We start from the raw sequence: 18,626 nt of genomic DNA, 5'->3' as shown, positions 1-18,626 counted from the left end.
GCCGCCGCCCGCGGACTGCCCACCCTGACCGACAAGGGCTACGAAGGCGCCGGCATCGGCATCATCGTCCCGACCAAGGGACGCAACCTCGCCGACGACAACCAGGCCCGCAACGCGATGATCAACACGCTCCGCGCACCCGCCGAACGCGCCAACGCCCTGCTGAAACGCACCTGGAAAGCACTCGAACGAGTCACCCTCGACCCCTGGCGAATCGGCGCCATCACCGCCGCCGCCCTCGTTCTCCTGCACCTTCAACGACCAACCCGGTGAGAAAACCTCACTGTTCCAAGGTTATGAATCAGCGTCGGGCCCGTGGGTGGCGGGTCAGTCCTGAGGTGATGGTCCGTTCGGCTTCGTTCCTGGGCAGACCGATCTGGTCGGCGGCCGACATCAGTTCGTCCAAGGAGCCTGGGGTCCCGAGTGACCGGCGTCTGTACCTGCCGCCGCTCAGCATGTTTCCCTGAAGACTCGGGTGTGAGAGGTGGTTGGCATGCGTTATGGCGAGGTTCCGGCGACAGCCTCACCAGATCTGCCGGTCGTCCGGCAGTGGGTCGAGCGCAATCCGGACACGGACGCCAGGCTCACGGAGAATGTCGAGCACGGCGGTGATCGGGTGGTCCTGGCCATCAGCATCCCGGTACATGAGGAGATGCTCCGGGCGCGGATAGAGATCCCTCCGCTCGTACAGTTCCCCGAGTTGCTTCGCTTCAGGCGGTGGCAGCCGGCCGAGCAGGAGACCGAGTGGACCCTGCAGTGGGTACTGGGCCTCATGCGCAGGCAGGAGGAGCTCAGGCTGCCGACCAGGGTTACCTCGACGTGGCCGCACCCGGTGTCCGGGCTCATCATGATCACGCTTGACCGCATCGACCCCACCTACGCCGCCGAGCTCGAAGCCCGCGGCAACGGCCTCACCTCCGTCAGGCCTGAACCGGAGAATCCTGTACCGCTGGCCGTTGCGGGCGCCTGGTCGCCCCAAGACCGAGTCCCGGATGCAGAAAGTCCGACGTGGGTCACCGTGGAGAAACCGCGCGTGTCGTAACCACGCAGCTCATGACCTGTCGAAGCTTCACCCGGCCGGTGGCCGTCGGGCGCCTTCCGTTTGCATCCTCGGCTTGCAGGCTTAGGACGACAGCGCCATCAGATCTCGCTGGGGTCGTCCGATTGTGACCACCTCGCACGCGCCAACACGACCTGGGTCAGTTCGGGTGCGATCCGGTGGCTCGCAATATCGTCGGGCCAGCCCTCCACCTCGGTCGCCGCCCACTCGGACCACTGCGCCACCAGCGCGTAGAAGTCGGTCAGGAACGCGCCCACCAGCAGGGTGGTGGCGCGGCGCTCCTCGTACCGGCCCTCACCCTCGGCGAAGCGTTCGCCCGCGGCGATGCTGTCGGCGTTCATCTCGACCGCCCAGGCCCTGGCCCGCGCAATGGTTTCCAACGCGTCGGCCCGGCTGCCGCGATCGGCGAACATGAGCTTGACCAGCCCTTCGAACTGGAGCACCGGCCCGTCACCGGGCTCGGCAATCCATTCGGCCAGGGCCCGTCGGCCGGCGGCTGTGATCGAGTAGACCGTCCGTGGGCGCCGCCCAACCTTGTCCTCGCGTGCCCGGGCGTAGCCGTGCTCCACCAGCTTCTTGGGCTCCTCGAACAGCTTGCTCTCGGCGCGGGGCCACACCCTTCCGACGCTGAGCCCCATCGCCTTGGCCAGCTCGTACGTCGAGTACGGACGGACCGCGATCAACCCGAGTACGCCGTACGTGGTGGTGGTGAGCGCTCTTGACATGACCCTCCCTTTGGGAGTAAAGCTAACACATACTCTCTTTGGGAGTATGTAGGCCAAGGAGATGAACCCGATGAGCAAGGCCCTGGCACTTGATGTCGACCCGAGCAACAGCCGCCAACTCCGCGACTGGGACGGCGAGCACGGCAGCTACTGGGCCGAGTACGCCGACTTCTATGACCGTGCCCTGGCCGGCTACCACCCTGCACTCCTGGCCGCAGCGAACGTGGGTCCGGGAGACCGGATCCTGGATGTCGGCTGTGGCTCTGGTCAGGTCGCTATCGACCTGGTCCGCGCGGCACCGGGTTCGCGTGCCCTCGGGGTCGACCTCTCCACCGCACAACTCGAAGTGGCTCGCCGGCGGGGGACTGGGCTGGCGGTGGAGTTCATTCAGGCTGACGCGCAGGTGCATGACTTCGGCGTGGCGGCGTACGACCTGATTGTCAGCCGGACCGGGACGATGTTCTTCGGCGATGCTGCGGCAGCATTCGCCAACCTGGCCACGGCGACGAAGCCGAGCGGTCGGCTTGCGATCTTCGTCTGGCGCGGCCTGGCCGAGAACGAGTGGTTGCGCGAGATCTTCGAGGCGTTGCGAATCGGCCGCGATCTGCCGATGCCGCCGCCGGGCGCGCCCGGGCCGTTTGCCCAGAGCGACCCGGCCATGGTCGAGCCATTGCTGTCCGCCGCGGGCTGGTCCGAAATCGCCTTCGAGGCCGTCGACCAATCGATCTGGCTGGGCAGCGACGCCGACCAGGGAACCACGTGGCAGTTGGGTCAGTCGGCCTGGCTCCTGCTCGGTACCGACGAGGCGCAGCGCGCCCAGGCCACCGCGAACCTCCGGGCGCTGCTCGCAGCTCACCAAACGCCCGACGGCGTCCGACTGGGCTCGGCCGCCTGGCTGATCACCGCCCGCCGAGCACGCTGAACAGATTGCACCAACCTGCAACCGGACCTGGCTGACAGGTTCAGATCCGAGCATTCCGCGACCTGATCGTGGAACGGCTGCCGTTCCACGATCAGGTCGCGGGTCGACCATCAGGCGTCAGGCGGTCTGTTGCTCACCTTTGGGCCGAGCGCGGCGATGGAGTTACTTGGTCTGGGGCTGTGGCTTGAAGCGGCGGATCTCGTGCGGCCAGCCGCAGGCTTCCGCGATCTTGCCCGCCCACATCTTGGCGGCCTCGTCGTCGGCGACGTCCACCAGAGCGAACCCGCCGAGAAACTCCTTGGTCTCGACGTATGGTCCGTCGGTGAACAGCACGTCGCCGCGGGGTGTGATCGGTTCATGGTTCGAACTGAGGGAGCCGCGGCGGTGTGGTCCTACTGCCAGGAGCGGTGCTCTGGATCCCAGGTGCCGCTTGTTCGTTGGCCGGTGAGGATCTCTTCCAGGCAGGTGCTGCAGAACGTCAGTGCTGCGTTCAGATCCCAGTAGTCTCGCGAGTACTCTGCGAACCCCGCGGCGGACCGGGGAAAGCCGACGACCCAGTCTTGACTCGGCGCTCGGAGCTTGTTCGGCAGGGTCATCTGGCGTCGGCCGGCTTCGCGTTGAAGGACTGCGGTCAGCCGGGCGGCATCGAACGGGATCGCTGCAACGATCCGGACGATGTCGGCCAGGTCGCGGTAGCGGGTCGACGCCTTTTCGCCGTCTTGGCCGTGCCGTTCGTAAAGGGCGCAGATCTTGTCGGCAAGGTGGGGTTCGATCGGGGTGGTGGGGACCGAGGGCAGGTCTCGCAGGGTCTCGTGATCGATGATCGGTTTCAGCGGCACCTGGTCAACCGGGGCATCGATATGTCGGCGGGTGGTGAGGTCGACGCTGAAAGTCTCGAACTCTCGACCGCCCAGCAGGGCTCGAGTCTTCACCTTGGCGGTTTCGGTGCCATAACCGTAGGGGTCGGCTTCCCGCTGGGTGGTCATTGAGTACAGGTCGAATTCGAACGGATCGTCATGGTGCGGTTGGCCCGAAAGCTGCCGCAGCTCGGCCATCGCGTCTTCGGGACTGGTCCAGGGTGTCTCGCGGGCCAGATCGATATCCTGGGTGAATCGGCCGCCGCCGGTCCGGATCAGCAGGGCGTTCCCACCGAGCAGTACCCAAGGTGCGTCGTGGTTCTGAAAGATGCGGCTGAGGAAGATCGTGAAGATGTACTGCTTGCGGATCGGGTCAGCCGCGACGCCGCGGCTCTTGGCCTCGTTGGCCAGCTTGGTCCCCAGGGACCGTCTCAGGAGGTTCGCTTCCAGCTGAGTCAGTGGTTGCGCCATCGTCGGCCTTCCTGTTCTGCCGGCGGACGGCATCTCGTGTTGTGCGCTTCTGCGCCGTTGGGTGACCTGCCTCTGGGGAGACGTCAACCTTAGGCATCAGTTGGCTGAGTTGCTCGGCAATGGCCTGGGTGATGGCGTTCTCGAGTTGAGGCATGAGTGCTCGGAGGAGTTCTTCCCGAGTTTCCAGGGCCACCAACTCCGCCAGCTGGGGGTCAGGTTGGTAGCCGGCTGCCTTCAGTACTGCGAGGAGTAAGGCGTGTCCGTCTGGAGATCCGAGCCGCTCCGCCGCCGGCTCAAGCGCCTGAACAAGGGCGGCGGATGCGACGTTCGACGTGGTGAAGGCATCGCGGACCGCAACGGCGAGGTGGTCGAAATCAGTACCGCCACTGGCCAGGTCCTCGACGGTACGGGCGACGGTGGTCACCGGAAGCCCATTGACCCAGGTGACGTCTCCATCCGGCAGGTCGCGCTTGCGGTACCGGGTGTCCGGCTGCGTCGTCTGCCGGCGTACTGCGGTGGTGAACTCGTACTTGGAGGGCAGCAGGTCACCGAGCCCGTGCACGGCTGCTGCGGACTCACCAGACACTACGGCCAGCGGCTGGTTTCCCGTCGGCCGACTGCCGGTGGCCAGCCAGGCTGCACGCAGGCCTTGCAATGGTCCGGTGTCGGCCGAAGGGAGCGCGTAGACGCCATGACGTACACGCTGGACGGTGCCACGGTCGGCAAGGCGAGACAGGTGCATCTTGGACACACCTGCCTCGGACGCCTGGGCCGTGGTCACTAGGCTCCACTGGCTGGAACCAAGAAGCTCCAGCGACTCCAACACATCTACTGCACGCACCATACTCACCTCCTCAACGCTTTAATGGTAACACTCAAGACGTTACTATCAGAGCTCGATGTGGTTCAGAGCTGGTACCTTTCAAGCATCAGGTGGTCGGTTCCTCACCATTTGTGCCGAGCGCGGTGGTGGAGTTACTCGGTCTGGCGCTGTGGCTTGAAGCGGCGGATCTCGTGCGGCCAGCCGCAGGCTTCCGCGATCTTGCCCGCCCACATCTTGGCGGCTTCGTCGTCGGCTACCTCCACCAGAGCGAACCCGCCGAGAAACTCCTTGGTCTCGACGTATGGTCCGTCGGTGAACAGCACGTCGCCGCTGGTGGGGTCGGCGCTGTAGACCGGGCCGTCCTCTTCCTCCAGCCCTCCGGCGAAGACGTAGACGCCGGCATCCTTCATCTCGTTCACGACCGCCATGGCGAGTGGCCCGCGCCCGCCGAACCACTCCTCGGTGTGGTCGCCCACCCACTGCTGGTTGAAGTAGATGAGGTACTGGGGCATGGCTGCTCCTTCGGCTCGAGCGGACCCGCTGTCCGCCTCCACCTACGCTACGAACGGCGCCCGGTGGATACGACAGGCGATCGGCAAAAGTTTCACGGCGGCCGCGTCTCACCTAGCGATGTCGGGCACCGCTCTGAAGGTGTGTGCCGAATCCCTTCGCGCGACCAAGAGCTGCGACAGTTGCTGGGCAATCACGCGGCGCCGCCGATGTCGCCGCCGGTCCGGCACGAGTGCGGGTGGGGGAAGGCGCCGGGGCCCCAGCACCGGCGCCTTCGCTTTCAGCGGAGTTGTTCGTTCATGATCAGGAACGCACCCAGGCCGTGGCGGTCGTTCGTGGCTTGTTCTCTGGCCATGTAGTAGGCGTAGTCGCCCACGTTGGTGCCGATTGAGATGTCCTTCAGGTTTGTCCTCCCGTCACTGTCGAGGGTCAGCTTCGCCAGTACGCCCTGGTAGCCGCGTTCGGCGACTGCCTGGTACGACGGATCGACGTACCCGCGTTCGACTGCGCGGGAGATGGTGAAACCAGCCCTCGGCCCGGCACCACACCTCCGGTGACTGCCCGGTGGTGTCGTCGGCCCAGGTCTGCTCGCGAGCCTCGTCGTACGCGTGCCGCAGCAGCCCCGTGGACCGCTGCAAGTGACTCGCGTAGATCACTAGCTGGTCCACTGTCTCCTTCTCGGTGTACTGCGAGTCGCCGAATTCGCTGCCGTACTCCGCCAGGAACGGGTTCACCATGAAGACCCCGTCGGCCCACATTTGGTGCGGCCGGACAACATGCTGTCCAGGTTGTTGAAGCTGTTGCTGATGTTCCCGCTGCTGTCGACGAACCGGTCGACCCACACCTTGAGGTAGGCCAGGTACTTTGGGTCGCGGGTCCGCTGGTAGACCAGGTACTGCCCGTAGAGGTAGAGCCCGTTGGTGTAGGACCACCCACCGAGCGTGCTGGGCGTGTACCGGGCCATGGTCGACTCCACCATCGCCACAGACCAGTCAGTACTGCGTACTGCCTGAGCCGGCGATGAGATCAACAAGAGCAACACCACCGCCAGCCGAAGCCTTCTGAGCATGGTCACCTCTTGCCAGTGCTGAGGTTGGAACGGAAGAGCTTGTCCGAGCCATCCGGCTGGCCGCCGTTGTTGTCGGCGTTGGTGGTGCCGAACCAGATCGCGTTCTCACCGGGCACCTTCGCGACCGCGCGCAGCCGGCCGTAGGTTCCGTTCCAGTGCGAGGTGACGGTCCCGACGTTCTCGCCGCTCAGGGTGATCCGCCACATCCGCTGGCCGCGCAACGCTGCCATGAAAAGCGCGCCGTTGGCGTAGGCGAGACCGCTCGGCGAGGCCGACGACACCGACCAGGTCCTCTTCGGGTTCGTCATCCCAGCCGTGCTGCACGTTCCTTCGCAGGTTGGCCAGCCATAGTTCTTGCCGGGCTGGATGAGGTTGAGTTCGTCGACGGATGAGTTGCCCAGCTCGGACGACCAGAGCCGGCCGGCCGAGTCCCATGCGAGTCCCTGCGGGTTGCGGTGGCCGTAGCTGTAGATCGCAGTACCGAAGGGGTTGCCCGGGGCAACGGCGCCCGTCTTGGTGATCCGGAGGATCTTGCCGTTCAGTGCGTTCCTGTCCTGGGCAAGGTTGCTCTGCTGGGAGTCGCCGATCGCGATGTACAGGAAGCCGTCCGGGCCGAACCGGATCCGGCCGCCGTTGTGGTAGCGGCTCTTGCGCATCCCGCTGAAGACTCCTGCGTAGCCGGACAGCGCGGTGCCGTTGAAGTTCATCCGACCGATCCGGTTGCCCTCGGAAGCGGTGTGCATGAAGAACACCTGCTGGTCCGAGCCGCCGTTCCAGGTCGGCGAGAACGCGACGCCCATCAGGCCGCCTTCGCCATCTGTGGTGACGCTGTTGGGCACGGTCCCGACCTGGGTCTTGCCCGAGCCGTTCTTGTTGATCTTGAAGACCTTGAAGGAATCGCGCTCGGTCACCAGCGCGAAGCTGCCGTCCGGCGCCCAGGCGATGTCCCACGGGATCGACCAGCCGCTGGAGACCTGAGTCGGTGTCGCGGGATTGTTGCCTCCGGCGCACGCTCCCGTCGTGAAGCTCGCCGTCGGGCTCTGCGCCGAAGTGTTGCCTGCGGCATCCTTCGCCACGACGTGCACGGTGTACGCCGTGTTGCAGGCGAGTGCGGTCAGCTGCTTCGACGTCGCGGGCGGAGTGCCGGTGGTCGAGTCGAGGACCGCGTTGTTGGCGTTGCGGACGTCGTACTGCGTGACGCCGCGGTTGTCGGTCGAGGCGGCCCAGCTCACAGTGGCGCTGGTCTGGCCGACACCCGAGATCGTCGGCTGACCAGGAGCGGATGGCGGCGTCGGGTCGCCAGGATCGGCCGTCGTCGTACAGACCGCCTCGGGGCTCGTCGCCGAGACATTGCCGGCCGCGTCCCGGGCGAAGACCGAGAGCTCGTACTGCGCGTTAGGTCGCAGTCCGCCCAAGCGGTACGGCGAACTGGGTGCCTCGGCGATCTTCTGGCCCTGATTGTAGATGTCGTAGGCAACTACCCCGACGTTGTCGGTCGAGGCGGGCCAGGTCAGAGTCAAAGCGTTGTAGCTGATGTCGCTGCAGACCGGTTGGCCGGGAGCGGTCGGGAGCTCGGTATCTGTCGGAGCGTCGACCCGCAGGCGGTCGAGGTTCGGCCCGCCGTTGGCCGTCGTGGCGGTGGCTCGGACTAGGTTGCTACCAGCAACCAAACTGGTATTGACGCTGACTTCCTGCCAGGTCGTCCAGGCGCCGGTCCCGGGGAAAGACTTGCCTGTGGCAACGGCCTGCCCGTTCACCGTGATCGTCATCGGCCGGTCGGTGGTCGTCCCGTTGGCAAAACGGAAGGCGAGGCTCGCAGGCCCGGCGGACGCGGCCGAGACGGTGAACTGCAGATAGCTGCCGGTCACATTGTTGTAGTTCACGAACCCGGTACCGGTGTAGCCGGCGTGGTTGGACTCGACCACTCCTTGGGAGATGGTGCCGCTCTCTGCCTGATGGTCGGTCGGGGCGAGTTCAGGCGCGGGTACGGCGGCCGCGGAGGTAGGGATGAGTAGCAATGCGGAGAGCATTGCCGGCCAGGGTGATTTCATAGCGAGCTCCAACCTGGGGGCGGGCAGGTTTGGTTAGGAAGGTTTCCTAACCATTGGCTCGTCCGATCATGACGCGCAGTAGCACCCCGGTCAAGATCCGTGACAACGAATTCTCCCTCCACCCCGGACAGAAGCGGCGACCGCGGACGGCTGCGCACGCACGACCTCGCGCCGATGCCTCGACACGCCGAGGGAAGCGTTTGCTAGCCGGAGACGGGTATGCACGGGCGTCCGGAGCCTCTCGGCCAAGCCGAGCCAGGCGGGCGGGGCTACTCGCGGAGTTCGTGGCCGCCGGCGGGGCGTTCGGGGGTGGCCTCCGCTGTGGTGCGGGTGGGAGGTTGCTCAGCGCCGGTACGGGCCGATGATGGCTCCGAGGTGGAGCGGGGCGGCAGGTCTTGGGTGGGGGTTTCGAGGTGGGCTAGGCCGTCCGCGGCTTCGGCTGCGCTGCCTACGCCGGTGGTGGAGGTGGTGGGGGCGTCGGGGTCGCGGGTGGTGAGGTTGCCGACGCGGAGTACCTCGCCGTTGCGGACGTACCAGGTGGTGCCGTCCTCGCCGCGCAGACGGGTGACGCGCAGGCCGACCGCCTCGACGACGCCGGTGGCCTTCTCCATGTCGACCAGGTCGCCGACGCCGTACTGGTCCTCGAAGATCATGAAGATGCCGGCCAGGAAGTCCTTGACCAGCGTTTGCGCGCCGAAGCCGAGTGCCACGCCGATGATGCTCGCCGACGCGACCACCGGCAGGATGTTGAAGCCGAGCTCGGCCAGCACCATCACCACCAGGACGGCGGTCAGGATGATGGTCACCGAACTGCAGAGCAGCGACGCGATCGTCTCAGCGCGCTGGGTGCGGCGTTCGCTGAGCAGGGTCTGTTCGACGAACTCCTGGCCGCGCCTGGACTTGGCCAGTACGCCGGCGACGGCGCCGTTGCCGGTCTTGCGGGCGAAGCGGCGGATCACCTTGTGCAGCAGCCAGCGGATGACGAAGAACCCGATGATCAGGCCGAGGATCCGGGCCGGCACCACGATGATCTGATCGGTCACCTCCAGCTGGCCGTCGTTGCCTCGCCGGAAGAACGTCGGGAAGCCTGCTGGGGCGGAAAACAGGGGGTGACTGAGCAGGGACACGGGGTAACTGAGCAGAATAGGCATCTCGCCGCCCTACTGTAGTGCTGCGTCGTCAAGGTCCGGCCGCCAGGATCTCCGCATTGTCGGACCAGAGTCTTGCGAGGAGGAAGAAACGGATATGCCGAGCCGGCTGGATGACGAGCTGACCAGGCTGGTGTCCGCGGGCGTCCTGCGCCCATACCAAGCCGAAGCCCTCCGCACAGCCGCCGACGCGGACCACTCCACCCCACCTGTCACACCTCCGCCACCACCGCGTACAGGCGGTGAGCAGAAGAAAGCTGTGCGAGTACCGCCCACTGCTGCGCACTCTTCGGCGTTGATTGAGGTGTTGGGGTACATCGGGGGTGCGTTGCTGCTAGGGGCTGTGGCGCTTCTCGTGGTGGCCAACTGGGGGGAGATGGGGCGCGCGGCGCGGATCAGTACTGGGACCAGTGCGGCGGTGATGCTGCTCGGTACTGCGGTCGTGCTTGCCTTGTTGCGGCGGCGCGGCCAGTTGAGTTCGGCGCTTGCTTCGCTGGGGTGTTGTGTCGCTGGGTTCGCCACCTACGTCGCGATCGAGGGAGCGTCCGGTCGCCTGATCGGGGTCGCGGTGGCGCTCGCGCTGGCGGTGATCGGGGTCTGGTGGCTGGCCGGATCCTCGTTGCTGGTGGCGATGTTCGCGATCCTCGCTGTCGGTGTTCTGGTGATCACCGCCGACGAGCTCACCCCGGACACCTCGACCAACTCCGCCGGGATCGCCGGCACCGGCTTCATCCTGGTGGCGTTCGTGATGGCCATGGTCGGCCTGGTGCGCGACCAAGTGACCGCTTGGACACTGGCCGGCGCCGCCATGTTCAGTTCCTCCATCTGCTGGCTCATCCAGGAGCGCGGCGAAGTGATGGCCCTAGCAGTCGGTACTGCGGGCCCTGCCGCCCTCCTAGTCGCCTACGGTCGTCGCCACGCGTCGGCGTACGCCGTAGTCGGCTGCTCGATCCTCCTCGTCATCTGGCCCATCTCGCTCTACCAGCTGACCAACAACGTCGCCGGCGTAGCCATCGGCCTCGTAATAGCCAGTACTGCGCTCCTGTTGGCCGTCCTCGTCCTGACCCGCCGCGAGCGAAGACTGGTGGAATGAGAGTCGTAGTACTCGGCGCAGGGATCTCCGGCCTGTCCACCGCCACCCTGCTCAGGCAGCGTGGCGACGACGTGGTCCTAGTCAGCGCACACGCCACGGAAGCCACCACCTCCCACCTAGCAGCAGCCGTCTGGTTCCCCACCTCCGCAGGCCCGGCCGACAAGGTCGCAAGCTGGGGCAGCACCACGTACGACGTACTGGCGGCCGAGGCCGAGCGTGGAGTGCCAGGCGTGGTCATGCGCGAGTCCCTGGTCGTCTACCGCGAGGAGCCGCCGCCACAACCATGGGCAGCCGCTGTCGGCGACATCCGTCCTGCCAAGGCAGACGAGCTCCCGGCCGGCTACAGCCACGGTCTGCGCTTCGCTGTCCCCCTGGTCGAGATGCCCACCTACCTGCCGTGGCTCTACCGCCAGTACGTCGACGGAGGCGGCCACCAGGTCGTACGCCGGATCGACGCACTCCACGACCTCTTGGACCTCGCCCCCGACGTCATCGTCAACTGCGGGGGCCTGGCGGCCGGGAAGCTCGTCGGCGACACCAGTACCTACCCGATCCGCGGCCAGATCGTCAGAGTCGTCAACCCTGGCCTGAGCATGTCGATGCGAGACGAGACGCACCCTGCTGGCCGCGCGTATGTCCACCCCCGCACGAACGACTGCATCCTCGGCGGCACCCTCGATGCAGGCGTCTGGGACACCACGGTCGACGACGAGACCACACTGTCGATCATCAGCCGCTGTAGCGACCTGGTGCCCGCCCTGGCCGGCACAGCGGTCATCGAGGCGCTAGTAGGTCTACGGCCGGGCCGGCCAGAGGTGCGGCTCGAGCGGGACGACGAGCTGCTCCCCGGCGTACCGGTGGTGCACAACTATGGGCATGGCGGCAGTGGCATCACTCTGGGCTGGGGCTGTGCCGCGGATGCCGTCAGGGCGTGTGGGTGACCTTCAGGCCGCGTAGCGCGAGGTTGCCGTCGGTGGATGCGCGCCCGAGGTGCAGATAGCCGCCACGGTAGGCGTTGTCGGCGACAGTGACCTTGGCCGGCTGGTCGAGACGGTTCCAGGTGAGCGTGGTCGGGGTGACGTCGAGGCGGAACTTCATCCACTCGCCCCTGAACACCCGCGCGCTCTTCTTCACCGCCAGCTTGACACCCGCCGGTTGTCCGGCGCGGTGGGAGTAGAGGCCCAGCTCGCCGTTCGCCTGCATGATCGCGTGATAGCCGTTGGAGGTGCCGCTGCGGTGTTCGTAGTACGCGTCGTCGGTGTGCCCGAAGGCCAGGGTCAGGTTCGCGAGCGGGTCGGCCGGCAGCACGCCGTACGAGGCCTGGAACTCGATCGAGTAGACGGGTGACGTGATCGGGCCGAGGTTGCCGAGGGTGAGGAAGTGCTGGGTGCCCTTGGCGCCGAGTGCGATCACACCGCCACGTCCCCAGCCGACGGCGAACCGCTCGTCGTACGGATCGCGCGTGAGCTCGCCCGAGACCAGCGCTTTGGAGGCCCATTGGTCGGTGGTCGCCTGCTCGGTCTTGCCGAGCAGATAGCCGATGTTCGACGTCACCGCGCCCGGCATCCCGAGCCCTTGGTAGTGGGCGACGTCGGCCCGGCGATGCAACGGGTACGGCCAGATCGGGATGCTGGTCGCGACCGCGGCGTCGACGAGCGCGGCAGCGAGGTAGCCGCCCGGGCCGGAGTTCGGTACGACGATCGCGTCCGTGCGCGGCGACAGGTGCCCGGCGACCGCCTGGATCGCCTCGGGGGTCAGCTCGGCCGGCGTGGTGAAGTAGGCGAACACTCCGAACCCGAGCGCCTTCGCCTCGGCGATCCGCTTGCTCTTGAAGTAGGTCTTCACCATCACCGACGACTCCAGCCGGTACTTCGCGACCATCGCCATCATCGGCTCGTAGGCCCGGTCGTCCTTCGCCTCGACCGCGAGGATCACCCGGCCGCCGTACTTGCGCAGTACGTCCTCGAACAGCGGCACCCGGACCTTGGCCAGTTCCCAGCGCGGGCCGAGCCGGGGGACTTCGAGCCAGCCCTTCGCCAGTTGGTCGTACGTCGTGGCCTGCAGCTTGCCAGTGAGATTGGTGGTCCGCTCCAGGGTCAGGTCGTGCATGCAGACGAGGACGTTGTCGGCGGTGATGCCGACACTGACCTCCATCGCCTGGGCGCCCCAGCCGACCGCGGCGTCGTACGACTCCATGCTGTGCTCGGGGAACACGTCACCGGCGCCCCGGTGCGCGACCAGGTAGCTGTTGCCCCTGTCCGCGACCCAGTCAGCGAGGCTGAAGTCGCCCACCTGCTCGCTGGTGTTGCGGGGCGCAGTGCGGCAGCCGGTGGCCAGTGAGCCGACAGCGAGCGCCCCAAGCCAGCCCAGGCTTGTACGGCGGCTGATGCCGCGTGGCAGCAACTCATCCATCGACGCCCCCTCATGCCGGCGCAAGTCCCCCCTGCGCCGTGCTGATACCTTCCCCACCCCACCACCCCGGTCAAGGCTTCCACCGAAGAGTAAGGGCAGTACCCCGTAGTGCGGCAGTCCCCGATGCGTGGTCGTGACGCAACGGAACGGCCAGTGCCGGAGCGCCTGCGAGGGGTGACGTTCGGAGCAGATGCGGCGCGCGGCGTTCGGTCCAACGGCCGGGATACGGCAGACTCGCACGCGTGACTGCTCCCACTCCAGCCCTTGTCGAGCTTGCCGTCGCGCACGGAGTGGCGACCGAGTACTGGGACTGGCAGGGCAAACACGTACTGGTCTCGTCCGAGGTCGTCTCCACAGTGCTGGCCGCACTCGGTGTCGACGCGTCCACACCCGAGCGCGCCACTGATGCGCTGGTGGAGCACCAGCAAGCTCGCTGGCGCCGTACGCTGCCCGCCACTGTGGTGATGCGGGAGGGCTGGACGCCCTGGTTCGCAGTACACCTGCCGCACGGCTCCACTGCCGAGGTCTGGGTGGATCTGGAGGACGGCGGCCAGCGTCGCGACATCCCGCAGCAGGAGCACTGGGTCGAGCCCGAGTGGGTCGACGGCGTACAGATCGGCGAGGCGACGTACCAGTTGCCGGGCGACCTGCCGCTCGGCTACCACCGGCTGTGCGCGCGAGTCGGCACCAACCCGGAGATCTCAGTCGGCTCACTGATCGTCACCCCGCAACGGCTCGAACCGCAGACGCTGCAACGGACCTGGGGCTGGGTGCTTCAGCTGTACTCCGTACGCTCCCGCAGGTCGTGGGGTATCGGCGACCTGCACGACCTCGCCGACCTGGCCGCCTGGTCCGCCAACGACCTCGGCGCCGGCTTCGTACTGGTGAACCCGTTGCACGCCGCCGAGACCTCCGGCCGGATGGAGCCCTCGCCGTACCTGCCGGCCTCACGCCGATTCGCGAACCCGCTCTACCTGCGGATCGAGGACATCGACGAGTACGGCGACCTGGCGCCGGCCGAACGCGACCGCGTCCGCACGCTGGCCCTGCAGGCCCGGGCGCTGAGCGAAGACGCGAACGCACTGGACCGGGACACCGTCTGGACAGCCAAGCGCGAAGCCCTGCAACTGCTGTTCGGCGTGCGGCCGTCGATCGGCCGGATCGCGGAGTACGGCGCGTACTGCGACCGCGAGGGGCAGGGGCTGGTCGACTTCGCCACCTGGGCCGCGATCGCGGACGTGCACGGTCCCGAGTGGAGCAAGTGGCCCGAGGAACTGCAGGACCCGACCGGATCCGAAGTTGTTGCCTTCCGCAACGATAACCCGGATGCGGTGGAGTTCCACTGCTGGCTGCAGTGGCAGCTCGACGAGCAGTTGGCCAGGACGCAGGCGCGAGCCAAGTCGGCCGGCATGTCGCTTGGCGTCCTGCATGACCTGGCGGTCGGCGTACATCCGGATGGTGCCGACGCCTGGGCGCTCAAGCGCGTGCTGGCCGCGGGAATCCATGTGGGTGCGCCGCCGGACGCGTTCAACCAGCAGGGGCAGGACTGGTCGCAGCCGCCGTGGCGACCGGATGCGCTCGCTGAAACCGGCTATGCGCCGTGGCGGGATCTAGTCCGTGCAGTGATCCGGCACGGCGGGGGTCTGCGGATCGACCACATCCTCGGACTGTTCCGGCTCTGGTGGGTCACCTCACCCGAGCGGCCGACCGAGGGCACGTACGTGCGATACGACCACGAGGCGCTGATCGGCATCCTCGTGCTCGAGGCGTCGCGCGCCGGCGTGGTCGTGGTGGGGGAGGACCTCGGCACTGTCGAGCCATGGGTCCGCGACTACCTCACCGAACGCGGAGTGCTCGGTACTTCGGTGCTGTGGTTCGAGCGAGACGCGAACGGCAACCCGCTGTCGCCGGAGCGCTGGCGCGAGCTCTGCCTGGCCACGGTGACGACGCATGACCTGCCGCCGACGGCTGGATATCTCGCCGGTGACCATGTCGAGCTACGAGACCGCCTAGGCCTGCTCACTCGGCCAGTGGCCGAGGAACTCGCCGTCGACGAGGCTGAGCGCGACTCCTGGCTCAACGCGTTGCGCGAACGGCACCTGCTGGGCAACGCGGATGGCGACGTCGAGCGCATCGTCGAGGCGCTGCACCGGTACGTCGCGCACACGCCGGCCAAGCTGGTCGGAGTCGCCCTCACAGACGCGGTTGGCGAACGGCGTACCCAGAACCAGCCGGGCACCACGGACGAGTACCCGAACTGGCGGGTCCCGCTCGGCGGCCCTGACGGGCTGCCGATCCTGATCGAGGACCTCCCGAACAACCAGCGCCTCCGCCGCCTGATCGGCGTCGTCTCCAGCTAACAGCCCACCGCGGCCAGCGGCAATGCCGTTCAGTTAGGTGAAGCGTCACTTGGTCAAGGACAGGTGGCGGTCGGCTGAGCCCGATCAGGTGCAGCGTGGGGCGGGTCGGCGCGCTGGCCGGCCCTGCGAGTCCCGCCGGACCAGCGCCACGAGCGACGGCGCCGCCTGCCCTCACCTATCTGTTCATTCGCCCCCTTTTCACCCTCAGGGCCGCGAGCCGGTGGCCGTAGCTGCATCGGAGGGTGAAAAGGGGGCGAATGAACAGGTGGACGGGCTGTGGGGTGGGCAAAAGGGGGCGAATGATCAGGTGCTGTCGGGCTGGCGAGTACCGGCAGGAGGGCGGACGGATGACCCGCGTGAAGGATTTTTGCCACGGAGCGGCAAAAATCCTTCACGCCGTGGTCCGGGACGATCTCAGCCCGGCGTCGTTGCGGCCAGCGGGCCGCCCGGTTCGGCTTGCGGAAAGTGAACGGGTGCTCACGAGCTGTTGACAATAGATTTGAACGGTTGTTATCTATTGTCAACGAAGGCGCCTTCCTTCATTCCCCTCCGCCCCCACAATCGGGAATCAGAAGGAGTGTCCGCATGTTGCGAGCACGCAAACTCAGTGTGGCTGGAATCGCTGTCGGAGCACTGGCTCTGACGGTCTCCACGTCCATTCCACTGGCCTATGGCCACGGGTTCACCACCGCGCCGATCAGTCGCGCCAAACACTGCCAGAACGGCACGGTCCAGAACTGCGGCCCGATCCAGTGGGAACCGCAGAGCGTCGAGGGACCGAAAGGCTTCCCGTCAAGCGGTCCAGTCGACGGCAAACTCTGCTCGGCCGGCCTTTCGCAGTTCGACCAGCTCAACGACCAGCGCGGTGGCGCCTGGCCGGCCACGCAGCTCACCTCCGGCCAGAGCTACACCTTCAAGTGGCGGCTGACCGCGGCGCACGCCACCACGGACTTCAAGTACTACATCACCAAGCAGGGCTGGAATCAGAGTGCGCCGCTGACCCGGTCGGCGCTCGACCTGACGCCGTTCCTGACCAAGTCGCTGGGTGGCGCGCGGCCGCCCGCCGACTCCTCCCACACCGGCACGGTGCCGAGCCGGACCGGTCGGCACATGATCCTGGCGGTCTGGACGATCGCCGACACGGGGAACGCGTTCTACCAGTGCTCTGACGTCCGGTTCTGACCGGCGCCCCCTGACGTGGAGCCGAGCCGACTGCCCTCGGTTCGGCTCCACGTAGTCAGGGCACTGGCTGTTCACGTTTGGTGAATAACTTTCGAGGGAATGGCACTCTTTGAAACCTTCCGCCCCGAGTTTCAAGGAGTCCCTCGTGAAGTCCTTTCTCCGTCGCGTGACCGTGCCCTTGGTCGCCCTGCTCGTCGGGTTCCTGCCCGGCGTCATGGTGATCGAGCAGGCGTCGGCCGTCACCAAGATGACCCACTCGCAGGCGACCGCCATTTTCCGTGCGGCCGGCATCACCTGGTCTTCCAGCGGCAACTGCTCCGACTGGAACAACTCCACCTGCACGTCGTTCACCAACATCAACGACACCACCGTGTACGGCGTCCGCACGCTGAAGCAGGCGAGTGGGTGCGCGGTGAACATCACCGGCGGCACCGAGACCGGCCATGCGAGCGGCACCTACAGCCACCGCAACGGCTACAAGGTCGACATCTCCGTCTACACCTGCGTGAGCAACTACATCCGCAACACCTTCACGCGGATCGCCGACCGGGGTGACGGCGCCCAGCAGTGGCGCTCCGGCGCGGGCAACATCTACGCGAACGAAGGCAACCACTGGGACATCACGTACTACAACTGCGGCGGCTGCTGACCCCGCACTTCTTCACTCTCCGCGCCCGTTCCGGATGAGGCCCCGGAACGGGCGCGGCTGTCTGCGTACTAGGCTGCTGCCCGTGATCACTCAGCTCTCCGGCCACACCTTGCTGGTGTTTGTCGGCATTCCGGCGCTGGTCGTGGCGGTGCTGGCATTGCTCGTCTTCGCCTCCTCGATCGCGAAGGGCCCTCGCTACCGTCCGGGCCTGTCCTGGTGGGCGCCACCGGTCTGGATCGGCGGCCCGACGGCCACCAAGCCGGACCCGGCCAGCCTGCCCGAGCTCCCGGCCGGCACCACCACCGCGACCGCCACCGGCGTCGCCCGTACGACCGGAGGCGCAAGTGCCAGCTGGTGACGCATTCACCCCGGAACAGCTCTACGACATCGAGCGCGCCGTCCGGCACGCCGAGACCGCGTCAGGTCTGCACTTCTCCGTGTACGTCGGCGGTGCCGACTCCGAGACGCGCCCGTTCGCCCTGGAGCTACTGAACGAGCTGGACGACCCGGACAACAGCGTCCTGGTGTACGTCGACCCCGCCGGTCGCCGGCTGGAGATCGTCACCGGCGCGAACGCCCGGCGCCAGCTGACGGACACGTCGGCCGGTCTGGCCGCGCTAGCGATGCAGACATCCTTCGCCGCCGGCGACCTGACCGGTGGCCTCGTCACCGGCATCCAGCAACTGGGCGACCACGCGCACCAGGCGCCACTGGTACACGCCAAGGAACCGCACCAGCAGTAGCCCGCGCCACCTGCTCCACTCCACTCCGCCAGCTGCATCGCTGGTTGGATGCTGGCGCTCGCGCCGGTATTCGTCCTGGGTAGGACGAGAGTCGGCTCGCGACGTCTGCTGCGCTGCGCCGGCTGCATCGCTGGTTGGACGCTGGCGTCGGCACTCCTCCTGGGTAAGACGGGGGCCGGCTCGCGACGTCTGCTGCGCTCCGCTCCGCCGGACCTCGTCCTGGGTAAGACGCGAGACGGCTCGCGACGTCTGCTCCGCCTGCTGCATCGCTGACCGGCCGCTGGCGCCGGCACCGGACCCGTCTTGGGTAGGACGCGAGTCGGCGCGCGACGCCTGCAGCGCTGGTTGGATGCTGACGCTGGCGCCGGAACTCGTCCTGGGTAAGACGCGGGACCGTTTGCGACGCCTGCTCCGCTCCGCCAGCTGCATCGCTTGCCGATGCAGCGGGCGACGGGCAGCGGCGGGCGGGCGAGTGGCGAGTGGCGGGTGGCGGCGGGCGGCGGGTGCTGAGTCAGGCGCCGACGCCAAGACCGCCGCCTAGGCGGTGGCTA

The 18,626-nt window shown here is 67.1% G+C and carries 19 protein-coding genes and 1 pseudogene; 10 read left to right on the top strand and 10 right to left on the bottom strand.

Annotation, left to right across the window (positions count from 1 at the left end; translation table 11 throughout):
• The coding region (locus A3ES_RS55715; protein WP_020391487.1) for a transposase family protein at positions 1-273 on the top strand (273 nt) is incomplete at its 5' end.
• A gap of 220 nt (positions 274-493) precedes the next feature.
• On the top strand, positions 494-1,042 hold the full coding sequence (locus A3ES_RS0134900; protein ID WP_020391486.1) for a hypothetical protein: 549 nt from the start codon (positions 494-496) through the stop codon (positions 1,040-1,042).
• A gap of 98 nt (positions 1,043-1,140) precedes the next feature.
• Here the strand turns inward: A3ES_RS0134900 and A3ES_RS0134895 are convergent, their stop codons facing one another.
• Positions 1,141-1,785 carry a PadR family transcriptional regulator gene (locus tag A3ES_RS0134895; protein WP_020391485.1) on the bottom strand — a complete coding sequence of 215 codons (645 nt, stop codon included), beginning with the start codon at positions 1,783-1,785 and terminating at the stop codon, positions 1,141-1,143.
• 70 nt (positions 1,786-1,855) lie between these two features.
• On the opposite strand from A3ES_RS0134895, the gene A3ES_RS0134890 reads away from it, so the two are divergent.
• Positions 1,856-2,707: a class I SAM-dependent methyltransferase gene (locus tag A3ES_RS0134890; protein WP_157630902.1), complete on the top strand. Its 852-nt coding sequence runs from the start codon at positions 1,856-1,858 to the stop codon at positions 2,705-2,707.
• Positions 2,708-2,869: 162 nt separating this feature from the next.
• Here the strand turns inward: A3ES_RS0134890 and A3ES_RS53060 are convergent, their stop codons facing one another.
• The 8 genes and pseudogenes from A3ES_RS53060 to A3ES_RS49470 form a co-directional block, all read right to left on the bottom strand.
• Positions 2,870-3,040, bottom strand: a complete 171-nt coding sequence (locus tag A3ES_RS53060; RefSeq protein WP_020391483.1) for a YciI family protein — start codon at positions 3,038-3,040, stop codon at positions 2,870-2,872.
• A 59-nt stretch (positions 3,041-3,099) separates the two neighbouring features.
• Positions 3,100-4,035, bottom strand: a complete 936-nt coding sequence (locus A3ES_RS0134880; protein ID WP_020391482.1) for a nucleotidyl transferase AbiEii/AbiGii toxin family protein — start codon at positions 4,033-4,035, stop codon at positions 3,100-3,102.
• Entirely contained in the window at positions 3,938-4,879 is a 942-nt protein-coding gene (locus A3ES_RS53055; RefSeq protein WP_083933893.1) for a type IV toxin-antitoxin system AbiEi family antitoxin domain-containing protein, read from the bottom strand. The genes A3ES_RS0134880 and A3ES_RS53055 overlap by 98 nt, the downstream gene beginning before the upstream one ends.
• A gap of 131 nt (positions 4,880-5,010) precedes the next feature.
• Positions 5,011-5,370 (bottom strand): YciI family protein, encoded by a 360-nt coding sequence (locus A3ES_RS0134865; protein ID WP_020391479.1) that lies wholly within the window; start codon positions 5,368-5,370, stop codon positions 5,011-5,013.
• Positions 5,371-5,648: 278 nt separating this feature from the next.
• On the bottom strand, positions 5,649-5,885 hold the full coding sequence (locus A3ES_RS57280) for a glycoside hydrolase family 88 protein (protein WP_202806668.1): 237 nt from the start codon (positions 5,883-5,885) through the stop codon (positions 5,649-5,651).
• Positions 5,785-6,332: pseudogene (locus A3ES_RS55705) on the bottom strand (glycoside hydrolase family 88 protein). Before A3ES_RS55705 ends, A3ES_RS57280 begins: the two are co-directional and overlap by 101 nt.
• 107 nt (positions 6,333-6,439) lie before the next feature.
• On the bottom strand, positions 6,440-8,488 hold the full coding sequence (locus A3ES_RS0134845) for a PQQ-dependent sugar dehydrogenase (RefSeq protein WP_040456288.1): 2,049 nt from the start codon (positions 8,486-8,488) through the stop codon (positions 6,440-6,442).
• Between the two features lie 269 nt (positions 8,489-8,757).
• Positions 8,758-9,639 carry a mechanosensitive ion channel family protein gene (locus A3ES_RS49470; RefSeq protein ID WP_040456287.1) on the bottom strand — a complete coding sequence of 294 codons (882 nt, stop codon included), beginning with the start codon at positions 9,637-9,639 and terminating at the stop codon, positions 8,758-8,760.
• Between the two features lie 94 nt (positions 9,640-9,733).
• Between A3ES_RS49470 and A3ES_RS0134835 the strand changes: the two genes are divergently transcribed.
• Positions 9,734-10,729 (top strand): hypothetical protein, encoded by a 996-nt coding sequence (locus tag A3ES_RS0134835; protein ID WP_020391476.1) that lies wholly within the window; start codon positions 9,734-9,736, stop codon positions 10,727-10,729.
• Positions 10,726-11,670 carry an FAD-dependent oxidoreductase gene (locus tag A3ES_RS0134830; protein WP_020391475.1) on the top strand — a complete coding sequence of 315 codons (945 nt, stop codon included), beginning with the start codon at positions 10,726-10,728 and terminating at the stop codon, positions 11,668-11,670. The genes A3ES_RS0134835 and A3ES_RS0134830 overlap by 4 nt, the downstream gene beginning before the upstream one ends.
• Here the strand turns inward: A3ES_RS0134830 and A3ES_RS0134825 are convergent.
• A complete protein-coding gene (locus A3ES_RS0134825; protein ID WP_020391474.1) occupies positions 11,654-13,141 on the bottom strand; it encodes a glycerophosphodiester phosphodiesterase in 1,488 nt (495 codons plus the stop codon). The two genes, A3ES_RS0134830 and A3ES_RS0134825, sit on opposite strands and share 17 nt — an antisense overlap.
• A gap of 242 nt (positions 13,142-13,383) precedes the next feature.
• Between A3ES_RS0134825 and malQ the strand changes: the two genes are divergently transcribed.
• From malQ to A3ES_RS0134800, 5 genes are all read left to right on the top strand, one after another.
• The gene (malQ, locus tag A3ES_RS0134820; RefSeq protein WP_026163483.1) at positions 13,384-15,501 is read left to right on the top strand and encodes a 4-alpha-glucanotransferase; all 2,118 of its coding nucleotides are present in this window, start codon (positions 13,384-13,386) and stop codon (positions 15,499-15,501) included.
• A 585-nt stretch (positions 15,502-16,086) separates the two neighbouring features.
• Positions 16,087-16,683 carry a lytic polysaccharide monooxygenase auxiliary activity family 9 protein gene (locus tag A3ES_RS0134815; protein ID WP_020391472.1) on the top strand — a complete coding sequence of 199 codons (597 nt, stop codon included), beginning with the start codon at positions 16,087-16,089 and terminating at the stop codon, positions 16,681-16,683.
• Between the two features lie 145 nt (positions 16,684-16,828).
• Entirely contained in the window at positions 16,829-17,332 is a 504-nt protein-coding gene (locus A3ES_RS0134810) for a hypothetical protein (RefSeq protein WP_020391471.1), read from the top strand.
• An 82-nt stretch (positions 17,333-17,414) separates the two neighbouring features.
• Complete coding sequence (ctaJ, locus tag A3ES_RS0134805) at positions 17,415-17,690, top strand: aa3-type cytochrome oxidase subunit CtaJ (protein WP_020391470.1); 276 nt, start codon at positions 17,415-17,417, stop codon at positions 17,688-17,690.
• Entirely contained in the window at positions 17,677-18,075 is a 399-nt protein-coding gene (locus A3ES_RS0134800; RefSeq protein ID WP_020391469.1) for a DUF5130 family protein, read from the top strand. Before ctaJ ends, A3ES_RS0134800 begins: the two co-directional genes overlap by 14 nt.
• Positions 18,076-18,626 lie beyond the last annotated feature (551 nt).

Source organism: Kribbella catacumbae DSM 19601, from assembly GCF_000372465.1.
Lineage (GTDB): Bacteria > Actinomycetota > Actinomycetes > Propionibacteriales > Kribbellaceae > Kribbella > Kribbella catacumbae.
Note: the sequence above shows the minus strand (reverse complement) of the source record. Positions and strands in the feature narration are given on the sequence as shown.